The sequence below is a fragment of the Mycobacterium parmense genome, assembly GCF_010730575.1.
GTDB lineage: Bacteria > Actinomycetota > Actinomycetes > Mycobacteriales > Mycobacteriaceae > Mycobacterium > Mycobacterium parmense.
In genome coordinates, this window is sequence record NZ_AP022614.1 from 3,418,400 (window position 1) to 3,443,133 (window position 24,734).

The following is a 24,734-nucleotide window of genomic DNA, read 5'->3' on the forward strand; positions in this document are numbered from 1 at the left end:
GATTTCCGGGTCAGGATGCCGCTTCGGCGATCACCAGGACGGCCGACCTGCTGACGCTCTGGCCCACCGTGGTGGCCAGGAACACCACGTAGTAGTCCTCGGGCACGCCGGGCGCCACGGAGATCGGGACGGTGACCGCGGCCGACCCGTCGGCGCCGAATTGTCCCGACACGGGCGCCGCGGTGACGCCGGCGTCCGATGACGTGCCGGTCACCGAGTAGCCGCCCGGGCCGTCAACCATCCGCGCAACGTCCAGCGTCACCGCTCCTTTGGCGCCCGGTGCGATCGTGACGACGGGACGGGCGATATTGGCCGCCACCGCCGAGCTGCCGGCACCGAACGATGGCGGTGCACTGGATTCGCTTGTCCCCCAGGACTTGTCCGGATACATCGCGAGCGAGAACGTGAGGTCGCCGCCGTCGCGGATCACCGATTCCGGAACCCAGGTGTGGTCGGTGGCCCGGCGGTCGATGCTGAGCCCACTGATGTATTTCAGGGGCATGGGCCCGGACGCGCCCGGCGCCGAGATGCGCATGGATCTGCCCGCGGGAAGGGCGATCACGACGCGGTCGAACACCGGGGCGCTCACGGTGAGGATGGGCACGCCCGGGGTGGCGGGATACAGGCCGAGCGCGGCCCACACATACCAGCCGGCCATGGCCCCCAGGTCGTCGTTGCCCGGTTCGCCGTCGGACGTCGGGCCGAACAGCCCGCGCACCCGGTCGACCATGCGCTGGGTCTTCCACGGCTGGCCGACGTAGTTGTACAGCCAGGGCACGCCGAAACCCGGTTCGTTCCCGGCCCACAGGTAGGGCTCGTTCGGGCCGACGTTGAGCCTTTCGGTGAAGCGGTCGAGACGGGCGGCCACCGCGCCGCGGCCACCGAGCGCGGTCACCAGGCCGGCGACGTTGTGCGGGACCCACCAGACGTATTGCGCGGCGTTGCCCTCGTCGAATCCGTCCTGCCCGAAGTTCGATGGATTCGTCGCGAAACCCGGCCCGGGTGCGAAGAATCCGGCCGCGCTGCGCGGCGAGATGTAACGGGTGCTGGGGTTGAACAGGTGCTGCCAGTATTGCGCCCGGTTCTGGAATTCGGCGGCTGTCGCGCCGTCCCCGAGCGCGTCGGCGAACCGGGAGATGGCGAAGTCGTCCACCGACCACTCGAGGGTGATCGACGCGTCGGCGATCCAGCCATCGTTGCCGAATTCTCTTGTGTGAGGAGCATATTGAAGCCGTTGATAGGTGCCCACCCCCGGTCGCTCGACGTAGCCGCCCAACCCCACGCCACCCTTGGTCGCCGCGTTCACCATGTGGCGCAGGGCGGCGCCGACGTCGAAATCCCTGGCCCCATAGACGTACAGGTTCACCATCAGCGGAACCACGCTGTCCCCGCTCATCTCACCCGTCGCGGCGTTGGCGAACGCCCAGCGCGGCAGCGCCCCGCTCTGTTCGGCGTCGTTGACCAGCGACTGGGCCATGTCGCCGGCTCGCTCCGGGAACAGCAGCGCCTGCAGGGCGGCCAGGCACCGGTAGGTGTCCCAGTCCGAGAAGTTGGCGTACTGCGTGTGCCCGGCGGGCAGGGTGTGGATGGCGCCGTCGAACCCGAGGTAGCGTCCGTCGGCGTCGTTGAAGGTGTTGGGGTTCAACAGCGAGTGATACAGCGCCGTGTAGAAGGTCTCCGTCCTCCCGCGGTCGCGTCCCGCCACCAAGATGCGCGACAGGGCGGCGTTCCACTGCGTCGCGGCGGCGGCACGGATGTCGTCGAAGCCGGCGTTGCCCTCGGCCGCCAGGTTGGCCCGCGCCCCGGCGACGCTGACGTAGGAGATCGCGGTCCGCACCTCGACCACCGATCCCGCCGGGAATTCGACGTAGCCGCCGCTGTACGGCGAGGCCGCGCCGCGGGCACCGGCGTAGACCGCGGCGCCGTCCCAGGTGCCGTACGAGCTGAACGGCCGGCTGAACTCCATGGCGAAATAGACGGTGTAGGTGTTGGGCTTCCCGCAGAACCCACCGCTGGTGGCCCATCCGCTGATCGTGGTGTTGTCGTCACCGATCTGGATGGTGGCGCGCGAATTGCCGGCCAGCGACGCGCCCGAGCGCACGTGCAGCAGGGCGGGCCGCCCGTCGTGCGGGTAGCTGAACCGGCCGACACCGGTGCGGGCGGTCGCGGTGAGTTCGGCGGTGACACCGGTCTGCGGGAACCGCACCGTGTAGTAGCCGGGCACGCCGCGCTCGCTGTCGTCGTGGGCGATTTCCTCCCACGCGTCCCAGGGGTGCGACCCGATCTCCTCGGTGGTGGGCAGCATCGAGATGTCGCCGAACGCGGCGCACCCCACCGACGCGTGGGTCATGCTGAAGCCGGTGGAGCGCGGGTTGTCGTAGTTGTAGCCGGCGTAGTTGCCCACGGTGTCCGGCGAGTACTGCACCATGCCGAACGGCAACGAGGCGCCGGGGAAGTTGTTGATCTCCCCGACCGTCTCGCCGCCCGTCCCGGTGCCGATGAGCGTGGCGACGTGGTCGACCGGGTCGGTTACGAACGCGGGCGGACCGTCGTAGGCGGCGGGCGGGGCCGCCGCGACGAACGCCAGGAAGACCGCCGACGCCGCGACGAGCGCAGCGAGGGCCCTTCGCGACCGCATAGCTGTCTCTTACTGCATCACCCGCGGTTGCGGGGTGTTTCGCCGCGAATGACTCATGGCGGCGCGTCGCTCAGGCGTTGTCGAGACGCACGCGCTGGTGCGCCGTGAGCAACGCCTGGTCGAAGCGCGAGCGGTTGATGACGCCCTGCTTGCCCAGCGCGCAAAAGTCCGCGTTGATCTGCTCGGCGAGCAACCCCAGCTTCATGTTGCGCACCTGCGACAGCGATTTGAGCAGGTTGAAGGCCGCGCCCTGGTCCATGCCGTACACCACCATCAGCATGCCCTTGGTCTGGTCGATGCTGCCGCGGCGCTCGGCGATCTCGGCGACCCGTGCCGTGATGTCGTCCTCGGTTTCATGGGTCGACGCCGGCGTGACGTCGACGTAGAAGCCGTGCGTGCCGACGACCTCGCCGTCGGCGTCACAGAACTGGTCACCGACGACCACGACCTCGTGGATGACACCGCCCGTGTCGATGATGCGGTGCCGAGTGCTGTAGGCCTGCCGGCGCCTGGTCATCGCGGCGATGCTCGCGGCCACCTCTCGGCGATCGTCGGGATGCTTGTGCGAGAGCACCAGCTCGGTGGTCGGCACCACGGTTCCGGGTTGGTAGCCGTGCATGCGCTGCACCTGGTCGGACCACTCCCAGCGCTCGTCTTCGAAGTAGAAGCGAAACCACCCCACCCGCTGCGGCGCCCCGCCGGCGAGCGCCTGCTCGACCGCGACCGCGTGCCCGTCCAGTTCCCAGGTCACTGCGCCCGCTCCGCCACCTCCGGGCCGGCCGCACGGGTTCTCCCGGACTGCCGCGGGACGGCCGCCGCCTGCTGCAGCCGCTCGGCGGACAGGCGGCACAGCTCGCGGGACCGGTCGACCTGCTCCTGAGAGCGCTGCAGGGAACGCGCGACCGAACGCTGCATCGCGTGGTAGACGTCGGACCCGCCCGACTCCGGCGCGGGTGCGTTCCTCAGGCGCTCGTGCAGCGTGGCGGCGCGGCGGGCGGTCCGCATCCGGTGCGCCTTCTGCCGGCAGGCCGGCGAACAGTACACGGCGTCGGACCGCGCGGAGAAGGTGGTGCTGCACACGGCGCAGCTGGTCGCAGCCATAACTGTTACGTTACAGGTAGGGCGCCTGCGTTACGGATAGAGAAGGCCGAAAAATTTGACGAAACCGCCCGAGTTCGCGTGTTGTTCACCCATGCGGCGCGGCGCCCGCCGCCGCATGGGTCCAGGTGATCACCGGCCGTGGGTGGCCCGCAGCGGTCACCGTCCGTCGCACCGTCTCCGCGACGGCGTCCGCCCGCCTGTCCGGCACCAACGCGATCACGCAGCCGCCGAACCCGCCGCCGGTCATCCGGGCGCCCAGCGCCCCCGCGCGCACCGCGCTGTCGGCGATCAGATCGATGTGTTCGGTGGTGATCCTGAAGTCGTCGCGCATCGAGACATGTGAGGCGTTCAGGATGCGTCCAGCCTCGACGAAGTCGGCAGCATCGATCGCCGCGGCGAAATCCAGGACCCTGCCGTTCTCGGTGAGCACATGGCGGGCGCGGCGCGCATCGATCGGGTTCCTGACCGCGTCCAACGACGCGTGTCCGCGGTCCCAGACGTCGCGCAGCGACGACGCCTTCAGGTCGGCGGCCGCCCGCTCGCACGACGCGCGAAGGGCGGCGTAGTCGCCGCCGGCGTGGTCGTGGCGGGACCGGGAATCGATCAGCAGCAGGGTGAGACCGTGCGCCTGTGGGTCGAACGCCACCGGCGAGACGGTGAGATCGCGGAAGTCGATCAGCAGCGCCGTCGCCGGCTCCCCGTACAGCGACGCGAGCTGATCCAGTAAACCCGTTGGGGCACCGACGTATTCGTTCTCGGCCCGCTGGGCGAGCCGCGCCTGCTCTTTTTTGTCGATGTCGATGCCGCCGGCCGCCGCGATGGCGCCCAGCACCGCGCACTCGAGCGCGGCCGAGGACGACAGCCCCGATCCCATCTCCACGTCGCTGCTGATCGACATCACGCCCCCGGGCACCCTGTGACCGGCCTCGCGCATCGACCAGACCACGCCCGCCACGTAGGCGGCCCAGCCGGTCACCTGACCGGGACGCGTGCCGACCGCGAAGCGCACCGCGACGTCCGCCCGCCGGCTTTCCACGGTGATCGCATCGGTGCCGTCCGCGGTGAACGTGACCACCGTGCGCTGCGGAAGGGCGATCGGCAGCGCGAACCCCAGGTTGTAGTCGGTGTGCTCGCCGATCAGGTTGATGCGCCCGGGCGCGGCGAACCGGACCGTCACGCGAGCTCCCGCAGGCGCTGCGCCACAGTCTCCGGTGAGACGTCGCTGATGAAAGCGTCCATCGCCGACTCCGAGGCCGCCAGGTACTTGAGCTTGCCGGCGCTGCGCCGGACCGACATCAACTCGACGTGGAAATAGCCTTCGGCCTGGCTGCCGGCGCCCGAATATTGGTGCAGCGCCGACATGTAGGGCAACGGAGCCGCATAGATCCGGTCGAACCGCCGCAACACGTCGAGGTAAAGCTCGGTGAACTCGCCGATCTCGTCCTCGTCGAGACCGAGGAGGTTGGGCACGAACCTGTTCGGGTAGATGTGCACCTCGACCGGCCAGCGCGCGGCGAAGGGCACGAACACGGTGAACCGCTCGGTGCGCGCGATCACGCGGCTGCCGTCGGCGGCCTCCTGTGCAAGCAGGTCCGCGAAGAGGTTGCCGCCGTGCCTCTTTCGGTGTTCGCGCGCCTGGGACAGCATGGCGGCGGTTCGGGGCGTCAGGTACGGATACCCGTAGATCTGCCCGTGCGGATGGGTCAGTGTCACCCCGATCTCCTCGCCGCGGTTCTCGAAGCAGAACACCTGCTCGACACCCGGCAAGCCCATCAGCTCGGTGGTGCGGTGCCGCCACGCCTCGACGACCAGCCGGGCGTGCGCCGGCGCCAGGCCCGCGAACGAGCCGGTGTGGTCGCTGGAAAAGCAGATCACCTCGGTGCGGCCGATCCCCGGCGCCGCGGCGAAGCCGTCCCCGGCGGGGACGGCGGCCGGGTCGCCGGTGCCGGACAGGCTCGGGAAACGGTTCTCGAAGACCGCGACGTCGTAGTCATCGACCGGGATCTCGCCGGTCAGCCCCGTGGGACTCGGGCACAGCGGGCACTGGTCGGCGGGCGGCTTGTAGGTGCGCTCCTGGCGCAGCGCCGCGATGATCACCCACTGCCCCGTCGTGCGGTCGTACCGCAACTGCGACTGGCCCACGACCCGCTCGGGCAGCGGCCTGCGGTCGGCGACCGGCGTCGGGCGATGACCCGGCAGCGAGAACAGCAGCAGGTCGCGGCCGTCAGCCAGCTTCGCCCGGGTCGGCGCCGTCACGCTGTCGAAGACTACCGACCGCCCCGCCCAGCCAACGGCCGCGCTCTGGTGCCGGTCTTGGACGCCGCTCATCGGGTATCAGTATGGGAGAAGACATGCGCAAACGAGAGGCGGTCGCGGGTGCCCGGTGGATTCGGCGTCGACGAGCGCCAGGTGGGACCCCCCGGGGTCGAGGGGCCGAACCCCGAGGCGACCACCGCGGGGCGGTCGGTGGCAGCGCTCTACCAGCGCGCCCAGATCTGGACGGTCGGTTCGGATCCGGGTCTACTACGGCTGCGGATGGCGGCCCGGACGACGTTGGCGTTGGGTTGCTCGTTGCTGGTGCTGTTCCTGCTGACCAAAGCGACGGGTCAACCGTTGACCGTCGCGCTCCTCGGCGCGGTGATCACCATGGTCGCGGCGCGCTCGGTCAACGAGCCCGACCCCCACCAGCAGCAGATCACGATGGCGCTGCTGCCGTTGCCGGCTGCGGCGTCCATCGTCGCGGCCGCGCTGCTGGCGCCGCACAAGCTGGCCGCCGACGCCGCCTTCGTGACGGTGGTGTTCGCCGCCGTCTACGTCCGCCGCTTCGGGGCGCGCGGAAGGGCGCTGGGCATGGTCGCGTTCATGGCCTACTTCTTCACCCTGTACCTGCGGGCCAGCCTGCGCGAGTTGCCCTGGCTGGTCGGGGCGGTCCTGGTGGGCACCCTGTGCACGTACGTGATCGGCACCTACGTGCTGCCCGACCGGCCGGAGCGCGTACTGAGGGCCACCATCCGATCGCTTCGGGCGCGCATGGCGATCGTGGTGGACGGCACCGCGGACGCCCTGCGGGCCGGGTCGGTCGACGAGCGGCGCCGGCGGCGCATGCGGGTGCGCGTCGCCCGGCTCAACGAGACCGCGCTGATGATGCAGAGCCAGATCGAGGACAAAGCCAACCCGGCCAACCCTGACAGGGTTTGGCCCGGCGTCAGTGCCGAACGACTGGCGCCGTGGTTGTTCGACGCCGAACTCGCCGTCGAATGGGTGGCGATCGCCGGTCAGCGTGCCGCCGCCGCACCCGCGATCCCCGGGCCCACCCGGTTGGAACTCGCCGGGGCGCTGACCCAGCTCGCCTTGGCCATCCGCAACCCGCAGCGCGACGGGCTGCGCCGGGCGGCGGACCGCGCGCAGGGGATTCTCGACCGCCAACCGGGCCCCGCCGACGCGGAGGACACCGGTGCGGCCGCGGTCCGCCGCCTGGTACTGGCGATCACCGCCGCGGCCCAGGCGACGTCCGACGTCCGGGCACTGGTCGAGCGCACGGCGGCCGCGCACGAAGGACGCGACGAGGGTGCCTCCGCCCGGCCGGTCAGCCCCGACGTCGCGGGCGGCCCGGACGTCGCCGACGTCGAAGACACCCCGCAACCCCATGGCGGCCTGCTGCCCACGACGCGCCAGGCCATTCAGGTGTCCGTCGCCGCGACGCTGGCCATCATCACCGGCGAGTTGGTGTCGCAGTCGCACTGGTACTGGGCCGTGATCGCGGCTTTCGTCATCTTCGCGGGCACCAACTCGTGGGGCGAGACCTTGACCAAGGGCTGGCAGCGACTGGTCGGCACGGTGCTCGGCGTGCCGTGCGGCGTGCTGGTCGCCACGCTGCTGTCCGGACACACCACCGCGTCGCTGGTCACGATCTTCGTCTGCCTGTTCTGCGCCTTCTACTTCATGCAGGTCACCTACAGCCTGATGACCTTCTGGATCACGACCATGCTGGCGCTGATGTACGGCCTGCTCGGGGAATTCACCTTCGACGTGCTGCTGCTGCGCATCGAAGAGACGGCGATCGGCGCCGTGATCGGTGTGACGGTCGCGATCCTGGTGTTGCCCACCAACGTCAGCACCGTCATCCGGCGGGACGCCCGGGCGTTCCTGACGACGCTGTCGTCCCTCATCGAGACGAGCGTCGCGACCATGTTCGACGACGACGACAGCGCGAGCCCGACCGAGCAGGCCCGCCAACTCGACCGGGACCTCCAACAGTTCCGGCTCACCGCGAAGCCGATGCTCTCGGGGATCGCCCGGGCGGGCAGCCGGCGCAGCATCCAGCGCGGCCTGCAACTGTTCACCGCCTGTGACCGCTACGCCCGCAACCTGGCCCGCAGCAGCGAGCAGTACGAGGACCCGGCGTGCTGCCGCGAGTTGCTGGACGCCGTCACCGACGCCGCCGTGCAGATCCGGCGCAGCATCGACGCGCTGGTGTGCGCACTGGACGGCGCCCGCGACGTGACCATCTACCCCGCGGCCGATGCCCTCGACGCCGCCGAGGCGCTGGCCAGGCAGCAGGACCGCGACTGCGAACCGGGGCCCAACACGCAGCGACTGCTCACCGCGCTGCACTCGCTGCGCCGCATCGAACGGGCCGTCGTCGCCGCGGCGGCGCGCCTCGGCGCGGTCGCGGGTTTCAAGGTGCCAGACCAGGCCCAGCGGCTACCATCGGCCTGACCGCCACGCCAACGCAGGCGAGGAGACCCGCCATGGCCGCTCCGCAGCTTCCGCCGGGGTTCGATTTCACCGACCCGGACATCTACGCCCGCGGGCTACCGGTCCAGGAGTTCGCCGAGCTGCGCCGAGTGGCGCCGGTCTGGTGGAACGAGCAGCCGCCCGGCCAGGGCGGGTTCGGGGACGGCGGCTACTGGGTGGTGACCAAGCACCGCGACATTCGCGACGTCTCGCTGCGCAGCGACGTCTTCTCGTCGGCGCAGAAGTCGATTGTGCCGCGCTACCGGGAGGACCTGGCGGCGGGCCAGATCGAGGCGGGTCGCGCCTCGATGATCATGATGGACGACCCCGAACACAGCCGGCTGCGCAAGATCGTCTCGCGCGCCTTCACGCCGCGCGCCGTCGAGCGGTTGCGCGCCGACCTCGCGGAGCGGGCGCGGCAGATCACCGTTCGCGCCGCCGCGCAGGGCTCGGGCGACTTCGTCCGCCAGGTCGCCTGCGAGTTGCCCCTGCAGGCCATCGCGGGCCTGCTCGGCGCACCGCCCGGGGACTACGAGAAGCTGTTCGACTGGACCAACACCATGATCGGCAGCGACGACCCGGAGTTCGCCGACAACGACGCGCTGGCGTCGGCGGGCGAATTGATGTGGTACGCAATGCAATTGGCGTCCCATAAGGTCGAGCACCCCGGCGACGACATCGTCACGGCGCTGGTGCGGGCCGATGCCGAGGGCCAACGGCTCTCCGAGGCCGAGTTCGGCATGTTCGTGGTCACGCTGGCCGTCGCCGGCAACGAGACCACCCGCAACTCGATCACGCAGGGCATGATGGCCTTCGCCGACTATCCGGACCAGTGGGAGCTCTTCCGCGCGCAGCGACCCAAGACCGCGGCGGACGAGATCATTCGCTGGGCCACACCCATCACCGCGTTCCAGCGCACCGCCGTGACCGACACCGAACTGGGCGGGGTGCGGATCGGCAAAGGCCAGCGGGTGGTGCTGTTCTACCGCTCCGCGAACTTCGACGAAGAGGTCTTCGACCACCCGCACACCTTCGACATCCTGCGGAGCCCCAACCCACACGTCGGATTCGGCGGCACCGGGGCGCACTACTGCATCGGCGCGAACCTGGCGCGCATGACGATCGACCTGATGTTCAACGCGATCGCCGACCAGCTGCCCGACCTGCGTCCGGTGGCCGCCCCCGAGCGGCTGCGTTCGCCGTTCATCAACGGCATCAAGCACTGGCAGGTCGACTACACGGGCCCGCGCCCGGTCGGGCAGTGAATCCGCCGCTCGCGCAATGAGAATCGCGATCAGCGGTGCCGGTGTGGCGGGGGCTGCGCTCGCCCACTGGCTGCAGCGCACCGGCCATACGCCGACGCTGATCGAGCAGGCCCCGGCATTTCGCACCGGCGGCTACATGATCGACTTCTGGGGCGCCGGCTACCAGGTGGCCAAAAGGATGGGCATCGAAGACGCCGTCCGCGCCGCCGGGTACGAAATCCAGCGGCTGCGCTCCGTGGGCTCCCGCGGCGAGGTCAAGGCGGACGTCGACGTCAAGGTGTTCCGCCGCATGCTCGGCGACGACTTCACCAGCCTGCCCCGCGGCGACCTGGCCGCCGCCATCTACGCCACGATCGAGGACAAGGTCGAGACGATCTTCGGTGACAGCATCGCCGCCGTCGACGAGCACGGCGGCGGTGTCCGGCTCGCCTTCGAGAGGGCCGCCCCGCGCGACTTCGATCTGGTGATCGGCGCCGACGGACTGCACTCGAACGTGCGCCGCCTCGTCTTCGGACCGGAGGCGGACTTCGAGCACTATCTGGGGTGCAGGGTCGCGGCGTGCGTCGTCGACGGCTACCGGCCCCGCGACGAGTTGGTCTACGTCATGTACGCCACCCCCGGCCGCCAACTGGCGCGTTGCGCGCTGCGCGACGACCGCACCATGTTCCTGTTCGTCTTCCGCGTCCCGAACGACAGAGTCGCCACCTCACCCAAAGATCAGCTGCGCGAGGAGTTCCGCGACGCCGGCTGGGAAAGCCGGGAGATCCTGGCGACGCTCGACGACGGCGCGTCCGGTGTCGAAGACCTGTACTTCGACGTCGTCAGCCAGATCCGCATGGATGGCTGGTCGCGCGGCCGGACGCTGCTGGTGGGCGACGCCGCCGCGTGTATCTCCCTGCTCGGCGGCGAGGGCACCGGTCTGGCGATGACCGAGGCCTACGTGTTGGCCGGCGAACTGGCGCGCGCCGGCGCCGACCACCGCCGCGCCTTCGATGCCTACGAGGCGCGCCTGCGCCCCCTCATCGAGGCCAAGCAAGCCGGCGCCGAGAAGAACATCCCGTTTTTCGCGACGAAGACCCGGCTCGGCCTGTGGTTTCGCACCGTCGCGATGCGCACCATGAACTTCGCTCCGCTGGCCAGGCTCTTCGCCGGCACCGTGGTCGACGACTTCGAACTGCCGGACTACGGCTTGTGACGGGGCTGTGATTTCGCCCGTCCGGCTCAGAAGCTCGGCTGCGGGCTGCCCAGGTCCGGACGTTCGCTGCTGGTGACGAAGTCCTCGATCAGCCCGATCACCCTGTCGGGCATCTCGACCTGCGGGAAGTGCCCGACGCCGGCCAGCACCTCCAGCCTGCTGTCGGTGCGCACCTCCTGCGCGGCATACGCGTGGGCGACCGGGATGATGTCGTCGCGATCGCCCCAGATCGCCATGACCGGCAGCTCCTGGCGCAGCCGCAACCGGCTGAGCGCACTGACCGCCTGGCCGCGGTAGTCGACCACGGACCGCAGGGTTCGCAGGAACGACTGGCGGGTCTCCCGATCCGACAGGGACGAGTAGGCGCTCCACAGCTCGGCGCCGCGCGGCGACCGCACGCCGGCGCTCCGCAGCCACGACCGCAGCTTGTTGCCGACGGCGAGCACCGGCTTCGGCGCGATGACCGGCAGCACGAACTCCGCCCCAGGCGCCGAGAGCAGCCGCAACACCAGTCCGACGTCCGGCCCCAGGCCGCCGCTGCTAATCAGGATCAAGCGCTTGGCGTAATCGGGGTGCTGGTAGACGAACTGCATCGCGACCCCGCCCCCGAGCGAGTGCCCGACCACGGTGGCCTGGCTCACGCCCAGTTCGTCGAGGAAGTCGCGCAGCCACACGGCGAACGCGCCCAGCGAGTAGTCGCCCCTCGGCTTGTCCGACGCCCCGTGGCCGAGCAGGTCCGGCGCGATCACCCGAAAGCTCCGCGACAGCCGCGGTATCACCGCGCGCCACGTATCCGAACTGCCGGCCATGCCGTGGATGAGGAGCAGGACCTGCCCTTCGCCCTCGTCGCGGTACGCCACACGGTCACCGTGCAGCTCCAAGAACGACAACTGCTTCATCGCATCGGGGTACCCCGCGCAGGCGGCGTTGACAAGGAAAGTGACACAGAACGCTCACCGCCCGGCGGAGGATGTACGTCATGACCGAACCCGTCGCGGCCCGCGTGGCCGTCTACCTCGACTTCGACAACATCGTGATCTCGCGGTACGACCAGGTGAACGGGCGTAGCTCCTTCCAGCGGGACAAGGCCAAGGGGCTCGAGAAGTACCCCGAGCGGCAGGCCAGGGCCAGGGTCGACGTCGCCGCGATACTCGACTTCGCGTCGTCGTTCGGCACGCTGGTCCTCACCCGCGCCTACGCCGACTGGTCGGCGGACGTCAACGCGGGGTACCGCGGGCAGCTGGTGGCCCGCGCGGTCGACCTGGTGCAGCTGTTCCCGGCCGCCGCCTACGGCAAAAACGGCGCCGACATCCGGCTGGCCGTCGACGCGGTCGAGGACATGTTCCGCCTGCCCGACCTGACCCACGTGGTGATCGTGTCCGGCGACTCCGATTACATCGCGTTGGCGCAGCGCTGCAAGCGCCTCGGCCGGTACGTGGTGGGCATCGGGGTGGCGGGCGCGTCGAGCCGGGCGCTGGCGGCGGCGTGCGACGAGTTCGTCGTCTACGACGCGCTGCCGGGCGTTCCGGTGCTCGAGCCGGGCCCGGCGCCGGCAGACCCCGAGCCGGCGCTGGCGAAGAAGCGGCAGACCGGGCGCGGCAGGGCGACCGAACCCGAGGAGCAGGAGCCGCCCGACCCCCAGCTCGCCGCGACGGCGCTGCTGACGCGCGCGCTGCAGATCGGCCTGGAGAAAGACGACGCCGACTGGCTGCACAACTCGGCGGTCAAGGCGCAGATGAAGCGGATGGACCCGTCGTTCAGCGAAAAGTCGCTGGGCTTCCGGTCGTTCAGCGACTTCCTGCGCTCGCGGTCAGACGTCGTGGAGCTCGACGAGACGTCGACGACCCGGATGGTGCGGCTGCGCACGGAAAAGTGACAATACGAATCTTGGCTTACGTATGATTCGGGCCGCGTCCGCACCGGCCCGACGTTGACTACCCCCATCTCTGGCCATACATTGATCGAAAGTCGTCGGGCCCCAGGAGACCGTCATGGCCGTCGGTACCGCTCCCGCAAGCGTTTTCGATGCCGACTTGCCGGCACTGTCCTACGGCGACGACGAGACCCCCGCGCAGATCTATCCCCGCCTGCGCGCGGCCCAGCGGCAGGCGCCCGTCGCGCTGGGGCCGCACGGGCCCGAGGTGCTCTCGTACCATCTGGTGCGTTCTGTCCTGCGGGACAACCGGTTTCAGATTCCCCCCGGCTTGAACATGCTCGTCCAGGGCATCAGTTCGGGGCCGTTGTGGGACAAGGTGGTCAACAGCCTGCTGTGCCTGGAGGGCGACGCGCACCAGCGGCTGCGCGGCCTGACCGCCAAGGCGTTCACACCCCGGGCGGTCGAGCGCCTGCACGACACCATGGCCGACGTCATGAACGGACTCGTGGACGGTGTCGCCGACCGGGGGCGCTGTGACGTCGTCGCCGACCTCGCGCGCCCCTACCCCGTGCCCATCATCTGCGCGCTGCTCGGCGCACCCCGGGAGGACTGGCGACGGTTCTCGGTCTGGGCCGACGACGTGTTCAAAGCGTTCAGCTTCACCGTCGATCTACGCGCAGTCGAGCCGGACGTCATGCGCGCGTGGGGCGAGCTCGACGACTACGTCGACGCCATGGCCGCGCGGCGGCGGCACAGCCTCACCGACGACCTGCTCTCCGATCTGATCCGCGCCGAGGACGACGGCGACCGCCTCACCGGCGCCGAGCTGCGCATGCTCGCCGGGGGACTGCTGCTGGCCGGCACCGACACCACCCGCAATCAGGTGGCGGCCTCGGTGCAACTGCTGTGCGAGCATCCCGACCAGTGGCAGCTGCTGCGGCGCCGGCCCGAACTGGCGATGCGGGCGGTCGAGGAGAGCATGCGGCACTCCCCGATCGTGTGCGGCACGCTGCGCCTGGTGGTCGACGATGCCGAACTGGGCGGCTACCTGTTCCCCGCCGGCACGATGGTGCTGGTGAACACCGCCGCGGCCAACCGCGATCCCGCGGTGTACGACGACCCGGACCGCGTCGACATCACCCGCGAGGGCGCCCCGGCGATCCTCACGTTCGGCGGGGGCGTGCACTACTGCCTGGGCGCCAACCTGGCCCGCCGAGAGATCGCCGAGGCGCTGACCGTCCTGGCCCGCCGGCTGCGCAACCCGCGCGTCGCGGGGCCGGCGCCGTGGAAGCCGATGGCCACTTTGAGCGGCCCCACGAGCCTGCCGATCGAGTTCGACGCGGAGCGGCCGCTTCGCGAGCGCGTGTGACGTAAACCGCCGCCTTACGGTCGCGGCGGCGCCGACCCGGCCTTACGCTCGTTGGTTACACGAAAGTAACGGGGGTCTGGTTGATGTTTGCGGTCCGGGGGCAGCGCGTGCCCAGACACGGCCTGGCCCCGGTCACCGGCCTCGTCGTCGCCCTCGCCCTGGCCTCCTGTTCGGACACCGCGGCCCCGCCGGCGCCCACCCCGACCACCTCGACGTCGCCGTCGCGGGCGAGCGCCGGCGCCGCCGCCGCCCCCTCTCCCGCCCCGGTCACGGGCCCGCTGGAGAAGGACTGGAAGAGCTACGGCGGTACGGCTTACTTCGGCTGCCCCGAGAAGTTCTCCACCGGCAACTCGGCCCTCGACGCCATCCGCCCCAAGATCTTCGACCCGAAGACGGGGCAGTACGTCGCGCCCGCCGTCCCGATGGTGGCCGCGGGCGAGACTCTCACCGGCGCCATGTGTGCGCTCACGGGCACCGCCGGCGATATGCGGGTCGTCTACGTCGTCACCACCGGCAAGCCCGCGCAGGGCACCGAGCCCGCCGTCGCCAGGACCACCGCATACGCGTACGACTTCACGTCGGGCCAGCCGCTGGCCACCAAGGACCTGCAACCGCCCTCCCCCGAGCTGAAGCTCACGCAGCCGGGCGGATGGGCGCTCTCCTCGACCGCGACCGGTGTCGCCTGGTGCAACGCGTTCACCGACGGGCACGCCGCCACGTCACCGCCCCGGACGGTCGTCCTGTCCGCCACCGACCTGTCCAGCATGTGGGACGACCCGGAACCGGCCCGCGTCTGGCAGGACGTCCTGGCCTTCCACCGCAACACCGACCCCGCCAAGACCTTCGGGGCCGAGCTGCGCCGCCCCGGCGGCGAGGCGATCTACCAGGACAACGACATCCGCACCGTCGACGCCGAATTGTCCGACGGCCCCAACAAACTGGTGCAGATCACGCACTGGGACTCCTACAGCCCGCCGGTCCTGTCGACCATGTTCTACGACCTGAACGCGAAGTCCGTCATCAAGATCGGTGACACCGATCGGGTCTCCGGGGGCGGACTGGCCGCGACGCTGTCCGACGGCAGATTGTTCGTCGACGGCCGCGGGTCGGACACTTCACAATTCGGCTTCGGGGTGTGGAACCTACAGACCCAGCAGTGGGAGCTGCTCAAGACCCGGGAGGACGCCAAGGCGATCGCGAAGATCGCGTTCTTCGACGACCACCTCTACATCACGAATACCGGCGGCACGTTCGCGGTGATCGCGCTGCCCGCGACGGATCCGGTCGCGCCGAACTGGTCGGTGCGACCCTTCCAGCGAATCTCCGACTGGACGCTGGTGTGCCGCGGCGAAACGGCGCCGGGCTCGAACGGGGAGTGCAAGGAGATCGTGATGGTGCAGGACCAGGACGGGCACTATCCCGGCCCCTGGTTCTGACGCCGCTCAGGCCCAGCCGAAGGCCTGCGGGACCATGTAGAGCCCGAAGCCCATCACGACGAGGCACAACGTGCAGGTGATGTATTTGCGCGGCCCGCGCATGCGCCACTGCTCGGGCAGGGCCCTGGCCTCCAGCGCCAGCAACAAGCCCAGGACGATGGGCAGCAGCAACGCGTTCATCACCTCGACGTCGACCGCCAGGTTGACCAGGTCGACGCTGGCCAGCACCAGCACCGCGCCGACGATGTGAGCCAGCCCGTAGGTGATGTAGAACTTGGCGGTGGCCCGGTTGGGGCGCTCGTTGAGGGTGTGCCGCCAGCCGAAGACTTCCGAGAGGCCCCACGCGCCGGCGAGGGACGCGACGATCGCGGCGACCAGCGCCGCGCCCAGCATCCCGAGGCCGAAAAGGACCGTTCCGCCGACCCGGCCGAGGTACGGGGTCAGCGATGCGGCGATGTCACCCACCGTGTTCAAGGACGCCCCGCCGCTGTGCGTTCCGACCGTGGACGCCACCGTGACGACCACCGCGATCATGATCAGCTGGGTCAGCACCGCGCCCGCGGCGGTGTCGTAGCGCGCCTGGCGAATCGTGGCGACCGACAGTTGCTTGTCGACGACGGCGCCCTGCTGGTAGAAGACCATCCACGGCATGATGACCGCGCCCACGTTGGCGGCGATCAGCAGCAGGTACGACGAGTTGCCCAGCGGCATGGACGTCAGGCCCGCGGCGAGCGCCCGCGGTTGCGGCCGCGCCATCACCATGGCCACCAGGAACGCGAGTTCGGCCGCGCCCACGACCAGCCCGATGCGTTCGACGCGCCGGTAGCTGCCGGTCAGCGCCAGGGCCAGCAGCGCCGCGGTCGCCACCGGGATGCTCACCCACCGCGAGACGCCGAACAGTTCGCCCACCCCCGCGACGCCGGCGAACTCCGTCAGCAGCGCCCCGATCGCCGACGCGAACAACGTGAACGCCGACAGCCACGCCCAGCCGCGGCCGAACCGGTCCCGGATGAGGGCACCGTGCCCCTGCCCGGTGACGATGCCCAGCCGCACGGTCATCTCCTGCACCACGTAGAGGATCGGCATCAGGAGGAGCTGCGGCAGGACCATTCGGTATCCCCACAGGGCGCCGGACTGCGACGCCGTGATCAGCGAGCCCGCGTCGGTGTCGGCCAGCATCACCACCAGACCGGGGCCCCACACCGCCAGCAGTCCCCAGCGCAGCCAGCGACCGCGGCCGCGCGGCGACAGCGACGGGCGACTGTCGTCGGCCACCGGCGTGGTTGTATCGGTCACCACCAGCTCCTTTGCGTTCTTGGTGCGACGACGGTCGGGCGCGGCGCAGAGAACCCGCTAAGGGTAGCCTAACTCGCGACGCGGCCGACATCGACGTGGTGACGGGCATGGTCCGCAACTCCGGAATACCGGTGGGCCTGTCTGACCGCGTCCGCGGCGAATTACGCCGGAAGGGCTCCTCGGGCGATCAGCAGTTCGCGTATCTCGGTGAACCTGGTCTGAGCCGCGTCGTACTCGTAGCTCTCCACGACCGCGACCCAGTCGTCACCCTGCCTGATCGCGAATTCGGCTGCGTCGGTGAGCCGTTGGAAGAACACCTCCGCAAGCTCGTCGGACCACAGCACCCACACCCCCAGGGGCGTGTGGTCCAGCGCGCCCATCGCCGCGTAGAAGGTGTCCAGGACGCCGGTCGAACGATCCGGATTCAGGAAGTACAACAGATGAGGTATCTCGGAGTACGCCTTCTCCAGGAACGCCACGATGGCGGGATCGCGATAGGGATGGCCCGGCGGCACCTCGTCGAACACGAGCTCGACGGATCCGCACCAGGAGCGGGCCCGTTCGGGATCGGCGCCCGCTTCGCTCAGGGCGTCACGCACGGCGCTGATGTCCGACACGGACCACTGGCTCTTCGGGATCTCGAGCCGCTGCGGCGTCATCGGATCGGCCCTTCCCTGCACGCTTTCCCGACCAGCCAAGGTTACCCGGGCCCGATCGCCGATCAGGCGTCGATCACCACCCGGCCACCGGTCGCACGGGAGACGCAGACCAGCATCTCACCCTCGTCCTCGGCGGCGCGTCCGCGGCGGTCGACCGCACCGCCCAGCACCTTCACCTTGCAGGTCCCGCAGAACCCCTGTTGACACGAGTAGGCGGTGGCCGGGTCGCCGTCGAGCATGACGTCGAGCGCGGACCGGTTCGACGGCACGCGCAGCACCCGTTTCGAGCGCACGAGCTCCAGTTCGAAGGGGACACCGTCGACCACGGGCGGCGGGCCGAACCGTTCGTAATGCAGAGGCGCGCCGGCGTGTTCGGCGCGCGCGGTGCGCACCGACTCCAGCAGGGCAGTCGGGCCGCATACATACACGGCCGTCGCCGGGCCGGCGCCGGCGAGCAGCTCCTCGGCGGTCGCGAAGCGGCCGCGCTCGTCGTCGGCCCACACGGTGACCCGGTCGGGCCCCAGGGCGAGCACCTCGTCCAGCAGCGGCATGTGGTCGCGGCCGCGGCCCGCATAGACGGCGCGCCAGTTCATCCCCCGGTGCGCGGCCACCCGGATCATGGGCAGGATCGGCGTCACGCCGATGCCGCCGATCACGAACAACACGTCGCGCTCGTCGGTGACGAGGTAGAACGCGTTGCGGGGGCCTTCGAAAACCAGGGTGTCGCCCACGCCGAAGGCGTCGTGCATCTCGATGGAACCGCCGCCGCCGTCGGCGATCCGGCGCACGGCGATGCGGTAGTCGGTGCGCCGCCCCGGGGGCCCGCACAGCGAATACTGCCGGCGGCGGCCCGACGGCAGTATGACGTCGATGTGCGCGCCGGGGGTCCACGACGGAAGCAGTCCGCCCTGCTCGTCGGCCAGGGTCAGCGCGACGACATCGGGCGCCAGCAGTTCGCGCCCGGTGACCACCGCGGTGGTGGTCCGCCGCACCGGCTGCACCCGCTCCGGGGTCCACCGCGACGCCGATGCCATGCCCCCGAAGAGCACGCCCGCGCCCCACAGCGCGGTGTAGAAGCGGTCGCGCTTGCGGCGGCCGTACAAGTCGGCCGGTCTGCTGTTCCACACGGTCTGCGACACAAGGCCCTCGCTGTCGTTCATGTCTGTCGGATGTCGATGCGCGCGAACAGCCGCACCAGCGTCGGGCTGACGCGGCGCATGGCGTAGCCCAGCCGGGACTCGGCCGCGATCGGCAGCACCGCCGGTCCGGTCTTCACGGCCCCGACGATCGCCTTCGCGGTGGCTTCCGGGGTGTAGTTGCGGCGGCGGTACGCGGCGTCGGCCTTCGCGCGGGCGCGCTCCTGTTGCTCGGCGGTCAGGCCCGCGTAGATGGTGCTCGTGGCGATGTTGGTGTTGACGAAGCCGGGGCACACCGCCGTGACGGTGATGCCCTCGTCGGCGAGGTCGGCGCGCATCGATTCGCTCAGCGCGAGCACCGCCGCCTTCGAGGTGCCGTAGGCGACCATCGATTTCGACGGCAGGAAGGCCGCCGCCGACGACACGTTGATGATCGTTCCGCCCTGGCCGCGTTCGACCATCTGGGCGCCGAACAACCGGCTGCCGTTGATGACGCCGCGCAGGTTGACGGCCATGATGGCGTCCCAGTGTTGCGGAGTCGTCTCCAGGAAGCGGCCAGCCATGCCGATGCCGGCGTTGTTGACCAGGATGTCGACGACGCCGTGCTTGTCGTGGACCTGCGCGGCGAGCTCGGCCATCGCGGCGTCGTCGCTGACGTCGGCCCGGTAGACCGCCGCCTCGGCCCCGGCCGCCCGGACGGCCTCCGCCGTCTCGTCGGCCCCGGCGGCGTCCCGGTCGACCACCACCACGGTGGCCGTGCCCCGGCGCGCCAGCTCGACGGCGGTGGCCCGGCCGATGCCGGCGCCCGCGCCGGTGACCAGCGCGAGTTTGCCGCGCACGTCGCGGGGCCCGGTGCGCACCACGGCCTCGCTCGCCGGGGCCCCGTTCGCGTTCACCCGGTCGACCCATTCGGCGGTGAGCCGGGCGATGACGTCGGGCCGCGAGGCCACCACCCAGTGGCCGCCCTCGATGTGCACCACCCGGGCGGCCGCGGGGATCGCGCCGGTGAACCGCTGCATGGCCGGCGACACGAAGTGGTCCTGTCGCGCCACCAGCACCTGGACCGGCACGTCGGTCCGGGGCAGCCGCGGGGGCGGCGCCAGGATGGGCGCGGGCATGTTGGCGCGGTAGAGGTTGAGCCCGTTGAGGTAGTCGCGGGTGGACCGGTACGCGGCGCGGCGCCGGCTGCGGGTGCTCGACCGGCCGATGCGTTCGACCGCCTCGAACACCTTCGCGGTCGCTCGCGTCCGGATCGCCGCCTCGGGAAGCCCCGGGCACAGGAAGAACCAGATGTATCCCGACGCCACGAACTGTTTGGCGACGTCGGCCACGGCGCGGGGGGTGCGCGCCGAGCGCAGGAACCTGCCGGCGTAGTTCAGGTGCGGCCCGGACACCGACGTGAACGACGCGACCTTGTTCCTCACCGAGTCGCTTGCCGACCCATCGGTGACCGCCGCCCAGCACTGGATCGAGCCCCAGTCGTGCGCCAGCAGGTGGACCTCGTCGAGGCCGAGGCCGTCGATGACGGTGCCGATGTCGGACACCAGTTGCGGCAGGCGGTATCCCGACCGGTCGGCCGGGACTCCCGATTCGCCGGCGCCGCGCACGTCGACGGCGATGACGTTGTACCTGTCGGCGAGCTCCGCCGCGACGCCGTCCCAGACGTGATGGTTGTCCGGGTAGCCGTGCACGGCCAGGACGCTCGGCCGCCGCGGGTCGATCTCGGTGTAGGCGTGAACGGCCAGCGGCACGTCGTCCGTCGCGGTAACGGTCATGGTCGTGGTCATGAAGCCTCCCCCGAGGGCTCAGTGGGCCGCGCGGGCGGCCGGCGATCGCGCCAGGTAATCGACCGCGCGCCCCACCCCGCCCAGCTGGGACGGATGGAAACCCGGCCGATAGTAGGCGCCGATCACCCGCACGAACTCGAAGGGGCCGGGCACCAGCCGCCGCCGCGCCGCGCGGAAGTAGTCCCGCCAGCGCGGCCTGGTGCCCGGCGGCAGGTGCGGGTCGACGGAGTACATGAACCCGACGCCGCGGACGAACAACCACAGCAGCGCCGGCGTCACCAGCAGCTGGGTGCGGACCTGACGCCAGTACCCGGCGCGCAGGTGCTTCATGGTGTCGAAGGCCACCGCCTTGTGTTCGACCTCCTCGGCGCCGTGCCACCGCAGCAGGTCCAGCATCACCGGGTCGGTGCCGAGCGCGTCGTGCTGCGGGGTGTCGAGGATCCAGTCCCCGAGGATGGCGGTGTAGTGCTCGAGGGCCGCCACCATCGAGACCCGTTCGACCAACCAGCTCTGCCGCCGTCGCGGGCTCCAGCCGGGCCGGTCACCGATGAGCTTGGTGAACAGCCAGCGGATCTGGTCGATGAACGGCGTCAGGTCGATGCCCCTGGCGGCGAAGTGGTCGAGCACGCCCGCGTGGGCCTGGGAGTGCAGGGCCTCCTGGCTGATGAAGCCCTGCACGTCGCGGCGCAGCTGGTCGTCCTTGATCAGCGGCAGCGCGTTCTTGAAGGCGTCGACGATGAACTCCTCGCCCGCCGGCAGCAACAGGTGCAGGACGTTGCAGAAGTGGGTGGCGAAGGGCTCGTTGGGCACGTAGTAGAACGGCAGCGTCGTCCAGTCGAACTGGACGTCGCGGGCCTGCAGGACGAGGCGCTCGTGCCCGAGCGACGCACCGCGCGGGCCGGTGGCCTCGTCGTCGACGGTGAACATTGGTGAACTCCTTGGATAGCTAGGCGCTGCGGCGGGCGTCGTCCTCGGTGATCAACTCCTCGCTGCACAAAAACCGGTGCAGGTTGGCGACGGTCTCGGCCAGGGCCGGCTCGCGCAGCCGGGCTTTGGTCATTGTGCGCGCACGCCGGTACTGGGTGTTGTCGTACCTCTTGTCGCGCATCGCCGCGATCTTGCCGGCCGAGCGGGTGAGGAAGTCGACCAGCGGGTAGAAGGGGTCGCTCGGCCCGCACCGGCGGTTCAGCTGCTCGGAGAACGAATCGATGTCGTGGTACTCGAAGCGGTAGCCGTAGCGCTCGGACAGGATCCGCGTCACGTCCATCAGCCCGTAGTAGTCGTCGGCCGTGATGTTGAAGACGGTGCCGGCCTCGGCGGGCAGACCGATCAGCTCCACGATGTGCTCGGCCACCAGGTCCGCGGGCAGCAGGCTGATCTGGTTGTGCGCCCTGACGGCCAGGCCGTGCTGGATCATGAAGGCCGTGAGCCGCACCAGGATGTCCTCCTGGCTCCCGAAGCCCGCGCTGGTGGGGGAGATGAGCGAGGGCCGGTAGATGCGCACGTCGAGGCCCTGCCGCTGGGCGTGCAGCGCCAGTTGCTCGGCGACCCACTTGGTCTGCGAGTAGCCGAAGTCCAGCCCGCTCATCTGCTCGTTGGCGTCCCACTCCCCCACCACGGGCAGGGTGCTCCACCCGTAGATGAAGGTGCTCGACACCAGGTGGAAGGCCTTGCGGTGGCCCGTCATGGCCAGGCGCAACAGCTCCCAGGTGCCGACGACGTTGGCGGGCCGCAGGGCGTCGTAGGTGCGCACGTAGTTGACCAGGGCGCCGTTGTGCACGATGGCGTCGACGCTGTCGGCCAGTCGCCCGAACGCCTCCTCACCGATGCCGAGGCTCGGCTCGGCGAGGTCGCCGCAGACCACCCGCACCCGCGCCCGCACCTGGGCCTCCAGCGCCGCGGACCACAGGCGCGCCCGCCGCAGCGAGGCGACGATCCGGTCCAGGCCGTGCTCGGCGTCCGTCGCGCGGATCAGCGCGTGAATGGTGAACGACGTCCGCCCGATCAGGCTGCTCAGCAGGAACGGTCCCAGGAACCCCGTGACACCCGTCACCAGGATGTCGGTGGGCGCGCCGGAGCGCGCCGGGGGAAGCTCCGGCAGGGGCAGCTGCGCGTCGGCGCGCATCTGCGTGATCTCGTGCGCCTCGTACTGCGCGGAGATCTGCGCCAGCGCCTGCCGCAGGGCGTCGATCGGCTGCCCGGCCCCCTCGCCGAACTGCCGCACCAGCCCGAAGAACTCGGCGACCGTCAGGCGCTGCAGCAGGCGGGTGTTGACGGCCTCGGCCAACTGCCCTGCGCCGTGCTCCTCGAGCAGGGCCTGCAGGTCCGCCCGCAGCTCGGCCAGGGCCAGCGAGTCGATCCCGAGGTCCGCGAACGAGCAGTCCTCCTCGCCGGTGAGGTCGTAGTCCTCGATGAGAGTGCGAAACCGGGCCAGCGGACCCGTGCCGGCGTCCGGGCCGTCGTGGGTTGGGTGGGCGTAACTGCCCACCACGGGCAGCTGCCCGTCGAGGTAGAGCCGCCGGGTCTCGGCCCGCCGGATCTTCCCCGAGGTGGTCTTGGGGATGGTCCGCGGCGGGACGAACACGATGGTGTGCGGGTCGATGTGGCCGTGCCGGCGGATGGCCCGCGCCAGCGCCCGCCCGTCGGGCAGGTCCGCGGCGTCGCGCACCTCGGCGACCACGACCAGCGCCTCGGAGTCGTCGTCATCGACCGCGAAGGCGGCGACGCAACCCTTGCGGATGTGCGCGGCCGCGCGCTCCGCGATGGCCTCGATGTCCGAGGGGTAGCAGTTGACGCCGCGGACGATGACCAGGTCCTTGGTCCGGCCGCAGACGAACAGCTCGCCCTCGTACAGAAAGCCCAGGTCGCCGGTGCGCAAGTAGGTGCGCTCGTCGTCGCCCGCGATGCGGGCCCCGAAGGCCTCCGCGGAGGCGTCGGGCCGGCGCCAGTAGCCACCGCCCTTGGACGCGCCGGCCACCCAGATCTCCCCGATCCGGCCCTCGCCCAGCGCATGGCGCGACTTCGGGTCGACGATGCGGACGACGTTGCCGGCGACGGGCTTGCCGGAGCTCACCAGCGGCGCCTGATTGCTGTTCCGGGGCAGAGCCTTCTCGACCCGCACCACGTTCTCCTGCAGCGCGCGCTTGTTCACCGACACGATCTGGCGTCCGCGAAGGGACACGATCAAGGTGTTCTCGGCCAGGCCGTAGGCGCCGGTGACCGCGTCGGGCCGCAGGCCGTACGCGGCGAAGCGTGCGCGGAATCGCGTGAACGTTGCGGCTCGCAGCGGTTCGGCGCCGATGACCATGGAGTCCAGGCTGCTCAGGTCGACGCCGGCCAGCTCCGAGTCGGGCAGCTTGTCTTCGCGCAGGCAGTACTCGAGCGCGAAGTTCGGAGCCGGCGTCTGGGTGGCGCGGACCTGGCTGATCAGCCGCAGCCACGCCGAGGGCCGCTTGAGGAAGTCCTCCGGCGACATCGCGTGCGTGGTGCCGCCGATCACCGTGATGAACAGGTAGGCGGAGATGAGACCCATGTCGTGGTGCTGCGGCAGCCACGAGACCGCCACCTCCCTGCCCGGGTAGGCCGAGGCGTTGGCGATGACGTTCGCGTGGCTGACGATGACGCCCTTGGGGTCACTGGTGGACCCCGACGTGTACTGCAGGAACAGCACCCGGCCGGGCGTATCGGCGACCGGCGCGCCACCGAAATCGCGCGCACCGTCCGTCCCGAACCAGGGCAGCTCGGGGAGCTGCGGCGAGCCCGCCCAGGCAAGGCCGCCCCCCTGGGTGCCGAGAAGCATGCGGAAGTCGTGCTCGAGCTGCTTGGTCGACAGCACCGCCTTGGCCTGGCAGTCCCGCGCGATGAAGGCGAGTTTGGCCAGACCGGCCTCGAAGGACATCGGCAGCGGGGGGCTGACCGGGACGGCGATCACGCCGAGCCGCGCGCACGCGAACAGCGCCGCGACCATCTCCAGGCCCGGGGGGTAGACCAGCAGCGCCCGGTCGCCGGCCCGCAGGCCCGCCTCCGCGGACAGATAGGCGGCCAGCTCGCGCGTCCGGCCGGCGAAGCTCGCGTAGGTGTAATGCTCGAGCTCGCGGCCCTCTGAGTCGACGAACCGAAAGAGCGTCTGATCCGGTTTTTCGGCTTCCCACTTCTGCAGATAGTCAATGAGCGTCTCCATCGCGGGAGCACCCCCTTCCAGGTCGGGCCCGAAATCGCTTTGCGCTTTAAGCTTGGATT

Annotated in this window: 18 protein-coding genes; 6 read left to right on the forward strand and 12 right to left on the reverse strand. The window is 70.4% G+C overall.

The annotated features are described in order from the left end of the window. Nucleotides 1-10 precede the first annotated feature (10 nt). The 5 genes from G6N48_RS15775 to galT all read right to left on the reverse strand — a co-directional run bounded on the left by G6N48_RS15775 (nucleotide 11) and on the right by galT (nucleotide 6,067). The gene (locus tag G6N48_RS15775; RefSeq protein WP_085271872.1) at nucleotides 11-2,638 is read right to left on the reverse strand and encodes a GH92 family glycosyl hydrolase; all 2,628 of its coding nucleotides are present in this window, start codon (nucleotides 2,636-2,638) and stop codon (nucleotides 11-13) included. 70 nt (nucleotides 2,639-2,708) lie between these two features. Next, entirely contained in the window at nucleotides 2,709-3,389 is a 681-nt protein-coding gene (locus tag G6N48_RS15780; RefSeq protein ID WP_085271871.1) for a PAS and ANTAR domain-containing protein, read from the reverse strand. Further along, nucleotides 3,386-3,739: a hypothetical protein gene (locus G6N48_RS15785; RefSeq protein WP_085271870.1), complete on the reverse strand. Its 354-nt coding sequence runs from the start codon at nucleotides 3,737-3,739 to the stop codon at nucleotides 3,386-3,388. The genes G6N48_RS15780 and G6N48_RS15785 overlap by 4 nt, the downstream gene beginning before the upstream one ends. A gap of 85 nt (nucleotides 3,740-3,824) precedes the next feature. Further along, nucleotides 3,825-4,916, reverse strand: coding sequence for a galactokinase (locus tag G6N48_RS15790; RefSeq protein WP_085271869.1), 1,092 nt, complete (start codon nucleotides 4,914-4,916; stop codon nucleotides 3,825-3,827). After that, a complete protein-coding gene (gene galT, locus G6N48_RS15795) occupies nucleotides 4,913-6,067 on the reverse strand; it encodes a galactose-1-phosphate uridylyltransferase (RefSeq protein ID WP_085271868.1) in 1,155 nt (384 codons plus the stop codon). Before galT ends, G6N48_RS15790 begins: the two co-directional genes overlap by 4 nt. A 207-nt stretch (nucleotides 6,068-6,274) precedes the next feature. Between galT and G6N48_RS15800 the strand changes: the two genes are divergently transcribed. Genes G6N48_RS15800 through G6N48_RS15810 form a run of 3 tightly spaced genes read left to right on the forward strand, consistent with a single transcriptional unit; the run spans nucleotide 6,275 to nucleotide 10,936 of the window. After that, on the forward strand, nucleotides 6,275-8,458 hold the full coding sequence (locus tag G6N48_RS15800) for an FUSC family protein (protein WP_085272073.1): 2,184 nt from the start codon (nucleotides 6,275-6,277) through the stop codon (nucleotides 8,456-8,458). Nucleotides 8,459-8,490: 32 nt separating this feature from the next. Next, nucleotides 8,491-9,741 (forward strand): cytochrome P450, encoded by a 1,251-nt coding sequence (locus tag G6N48_RS15805; RefSeq protein WP_085271867.1) that lies wholly within the window; start codon nucleotides 8,491-8,493, stop codon nucleotides 9,739-9,741. A gap of 16 nt (nucleotides 9,742-9,757) precedes the next feature. Next, a complete protein-coding gene (locus tag G6N48_RS15810; RefSeq protein ID WP_085271866.1) occupies nucleotides 9,758-10,936 on the forward strand; it encodes an FAD-binding domain in 1,179 nt (392 codons plus the stop codon). Between the two features lie 26 nt (nucleotides 10,937-10,962). Here the strand turns inward: G6N48_RS15810 and G6N48_RS15815 are convergent, their stop codons facing one another. After that, nucleotides 10,963-11,835 (reverse strand): alpha/beta fold hydrolase, encoded by an 873-nt coding sequence (locus G6N48_RS15815; protein WP_085271865.1) that lies wholly within the window; start codon nucleotides 11,833-11,835, stop codon nucleotides 10,963-10,965. An 80-nt stretch (nucleotides 11,836-11,915) separates the two neighbouring features. On the opposite strand from G6N48_RS15815, the gene G6N48_RS15820 reads away from it, so the two are divergent. The 3 genes from G6N48_RS15820 (at nucleotide 11,916) to G6N48_RS15830 (ending at nucleotide 15,617) form a co-directional block, all read left to right on the forward strand. Continuing rightward, on the forward strand, nucleotides 11,916-12,812 hold the full coding sequence (locus G6N48_RS15820) for an NYN domain-containing protein (protein ID WP_085272072.1): 897 nt from the start codon (nucleotides 11,916-11,918) through the stop codon (nucleotides 12,810-12,812). Between the two features lie 115 nt (nucleotides 12,813-12,927). Beyond that, nucleotides 12,928-14,181: a cytochrome P450 gene (locus G6N48_RS15825; protein WP_085271864.1), complete on the forward strand. Its 1,254-nt coding sequence runs from the start codon at nucleotides 12,928-12,930 to the stop codon at nucleotides 14,179-14,181. A gap of 83 nt (nucleotides 14,182-14,264) precedes the next feature. Next, nucleotides 14,265-15,617, forward strand: a complete 1,353-nt coding sequence (locus G6N48_RS15830) for a hypothetical protein (RefSeq protein WP_232066631.1) — start codon at nucleotides 14,265-14,267, stop codon at nucleotides 15,615-15,617. Nucleotides 15,618-15,623: 6 nt separating this feature from the next. Here the strand turns inward: G6N48_RS15830 and G6N48_RS15835 are convergent, their stop codons facing one another. The 6 genes from G6N48_RS15835 to G6N48_RS15860 all read right to left on the reverse strand — a co-directional run bounded on the left by G6N48_RS15835 (nucleotide 15,624) and on the right by G6N48_RS15860 (nucleotide 24,675). Continuing rightward, entirely contained in the window at nucleotides 15,624-16,913 is a 1,290-nt protein-coding gene (locus G6N48_RS15835; protein WP_085272070.1) for an NRAMP family divalent metal transporter, read from the reverse strand. 161 nt (nucleotides 16,914-17,074) lie between these two features. Then, nucleotides 17,075-17,572 carry a hypothetical protein gene (locus G6N48_RS15840; protein WP_085271863.1) on the reverse strand — a complete coding sequence of 166 codons (498 nt, stop codon included), beginning with the start codon at nucleotides 17,570-17,572 and terminating at the stop codon, nucleotides 17,075-17,077. Nucleotides 17,573-17,634: 62 nt separating this feature from the next. Then, the gene (locus tag G6N48_RS15845; RefSeq protein ID WP_085271862.1) at nucleotides 17,635-18,732 is read right to left on the reverse strand and encodes a PDR/VanB family oxidoreductase; all 1,098 of its coding nucleotides are present in this window, start codon (nucleotides 18,730-18,732) and stop codon (nucleotides 17,635-17,637) included. After that, on the reverse strand, nucleotides 18,729-20,495 hold the full coding sequence (locus tag G6N48_RS15850; RefSeq protein ID WP_085271861.1) for an SDR family oxidoreductase: 1,767 nt from the start codon (nucleotides 20,493-20,495) through the stop codon (nucleotides 18,729-18,731). The genes G6N48_RS15845 and G6N48_RS15850 overlap by 4 nt, the downstream gene beginning before the upstream one ends. Before the next feature lie 18 nt (nucleotides 20,496-20,513). Continuing rightward, complete coding sequence (locus G6N48_RS15855) at nucleotides 20,514-21,422, reverse strand: metal-dependent hydrolase (protein WP_085271860.1); 909 nt, start codon at nucleotides 21,420-21,422, stop codon at nucleotides 20,514-20,516. Nucleotides 21,423-21,441: 19 nt separating this feature from the next. After that, nucleotides 21,442-24,675, reverse strand: a complete 3,234-nt coding sequence (locus G6N48_RS15860; protein ID WP_085271859.1) for a fatty acyl-AMP ligase — start codon at nucleotides 24,673-24,675, stop codon at nucleotides 21,442-21,444. Nucleotides 24,676-24,734 lie beyond the last annotated feature (59 nt).

Bases quoted from the DNA above. Each gene is read 5' to 3' on its own strand.
- G6N48_RS15850 (WP_085271861.1), bottom strand. From the start codon at position 20,495: ATGACCACGACCATGACCGTTACCGCGACGGACGACGTGCCGCTGGCC.
- G6N48_RS15855 (WP_085271860.1), bottom strand. From the start codon at position 21,422: ATGTTCACCGTCGACGACGAGGCCACCGGCCCGCGCGGTGCGTCGCTC.
- galT (WP_085271868.1), bottom strand. From the start codon at position 6,067: ATGAGCGGCGTCCAAGACCGGCACCAGAGCGCGGCCGTTGGCTGGGCG.
- G6N48_RS15825 (WP_085271864.1), top strand. From the start codon at position 12,928: ATGGCCGTCGGTACCGCTCCCGCAAGCGTTTTCGATGCCGACTTGCCG.
- G6N48_RS15820 (WP_085272072.1), top strand. From the start codon at position 11,916: ATGACCGAACCCGTCGCGGCCCGCGTGGCCGTCTACCTCGACTTCGAC.
- G6N48_RS15785 (WP_085271870.1), bottom strand. From the start codon at position 3,739: ATGGCTGCGACCAGCTGCGCCGTGTGCAGCACCACCTTCTCCGCGCGG.
- G6N48_RS15800 (WP_085272073.1), top strand. From the start codon at position 6,275: ATGGCGGCCCGGACGACGTTGGCGTTGGGTTGCTCGTTGCTGGTGCTG.
- G6N48_RS15815 (WP_085271865.1), bottom strand. From the start codon at position 11,835: ATGAAGCAGTTGTCGTTCTTGGAGCTGCACGGTGACCGTGTGGCGTAC.
- G6N48_RS15775 (WP_085271872.1), bottom strand. From the start codon at position 2,638: ATGCGGTCGCGAAGGGCCCTCGCTGCGCTCGTCGCGGCGTCGGCGGTC.
- G6N48_RS15805 (WP_085271867.1), top strand. From the start codon at position 8,491: ATGGCCGCTCCGCAGCTTCCGCCGGGGTTCGATTTCACCGACCCGGAC.
- G6N48_RS15810 (WP_085271866.1), top strand. From the start codon at position 9,758: ATGAGAATCGCGATCAGCGGTGCCGGTGTGGCGGGGGCTGCGCTCGCC.
- G6N48_RS15830 (WP_232066631.1), top strand. From the start codon at position 14,265: ATGTTTGCGGTCCGGGGGCAGCGCGTGCCCAGACACGGCCTGGCCCCG.
- G6N48_RS15860 (WP_085271859.1), bottom strand. From the start codon at position 24,675: ATGGAGACGCTCATTGACTATCTGCAGAAGTGGGAAGCCGAAAAACCG.
- G6N48_RS15840 (WP_085271863.1), bottom strand. From the start codon at position 17,572: ATGACGCCGCAGCGGCTCGAGATCCCGAAGAGCCAGTGGTCCGTGTCG.
- G6N48_RS15845 (WP_085271862.1), bottom strand. From the start codon at position 18,732: ATGAACGACAGCGAGGGCCTTGTGTCGCAGACCGTGTGGAACAGCAGA.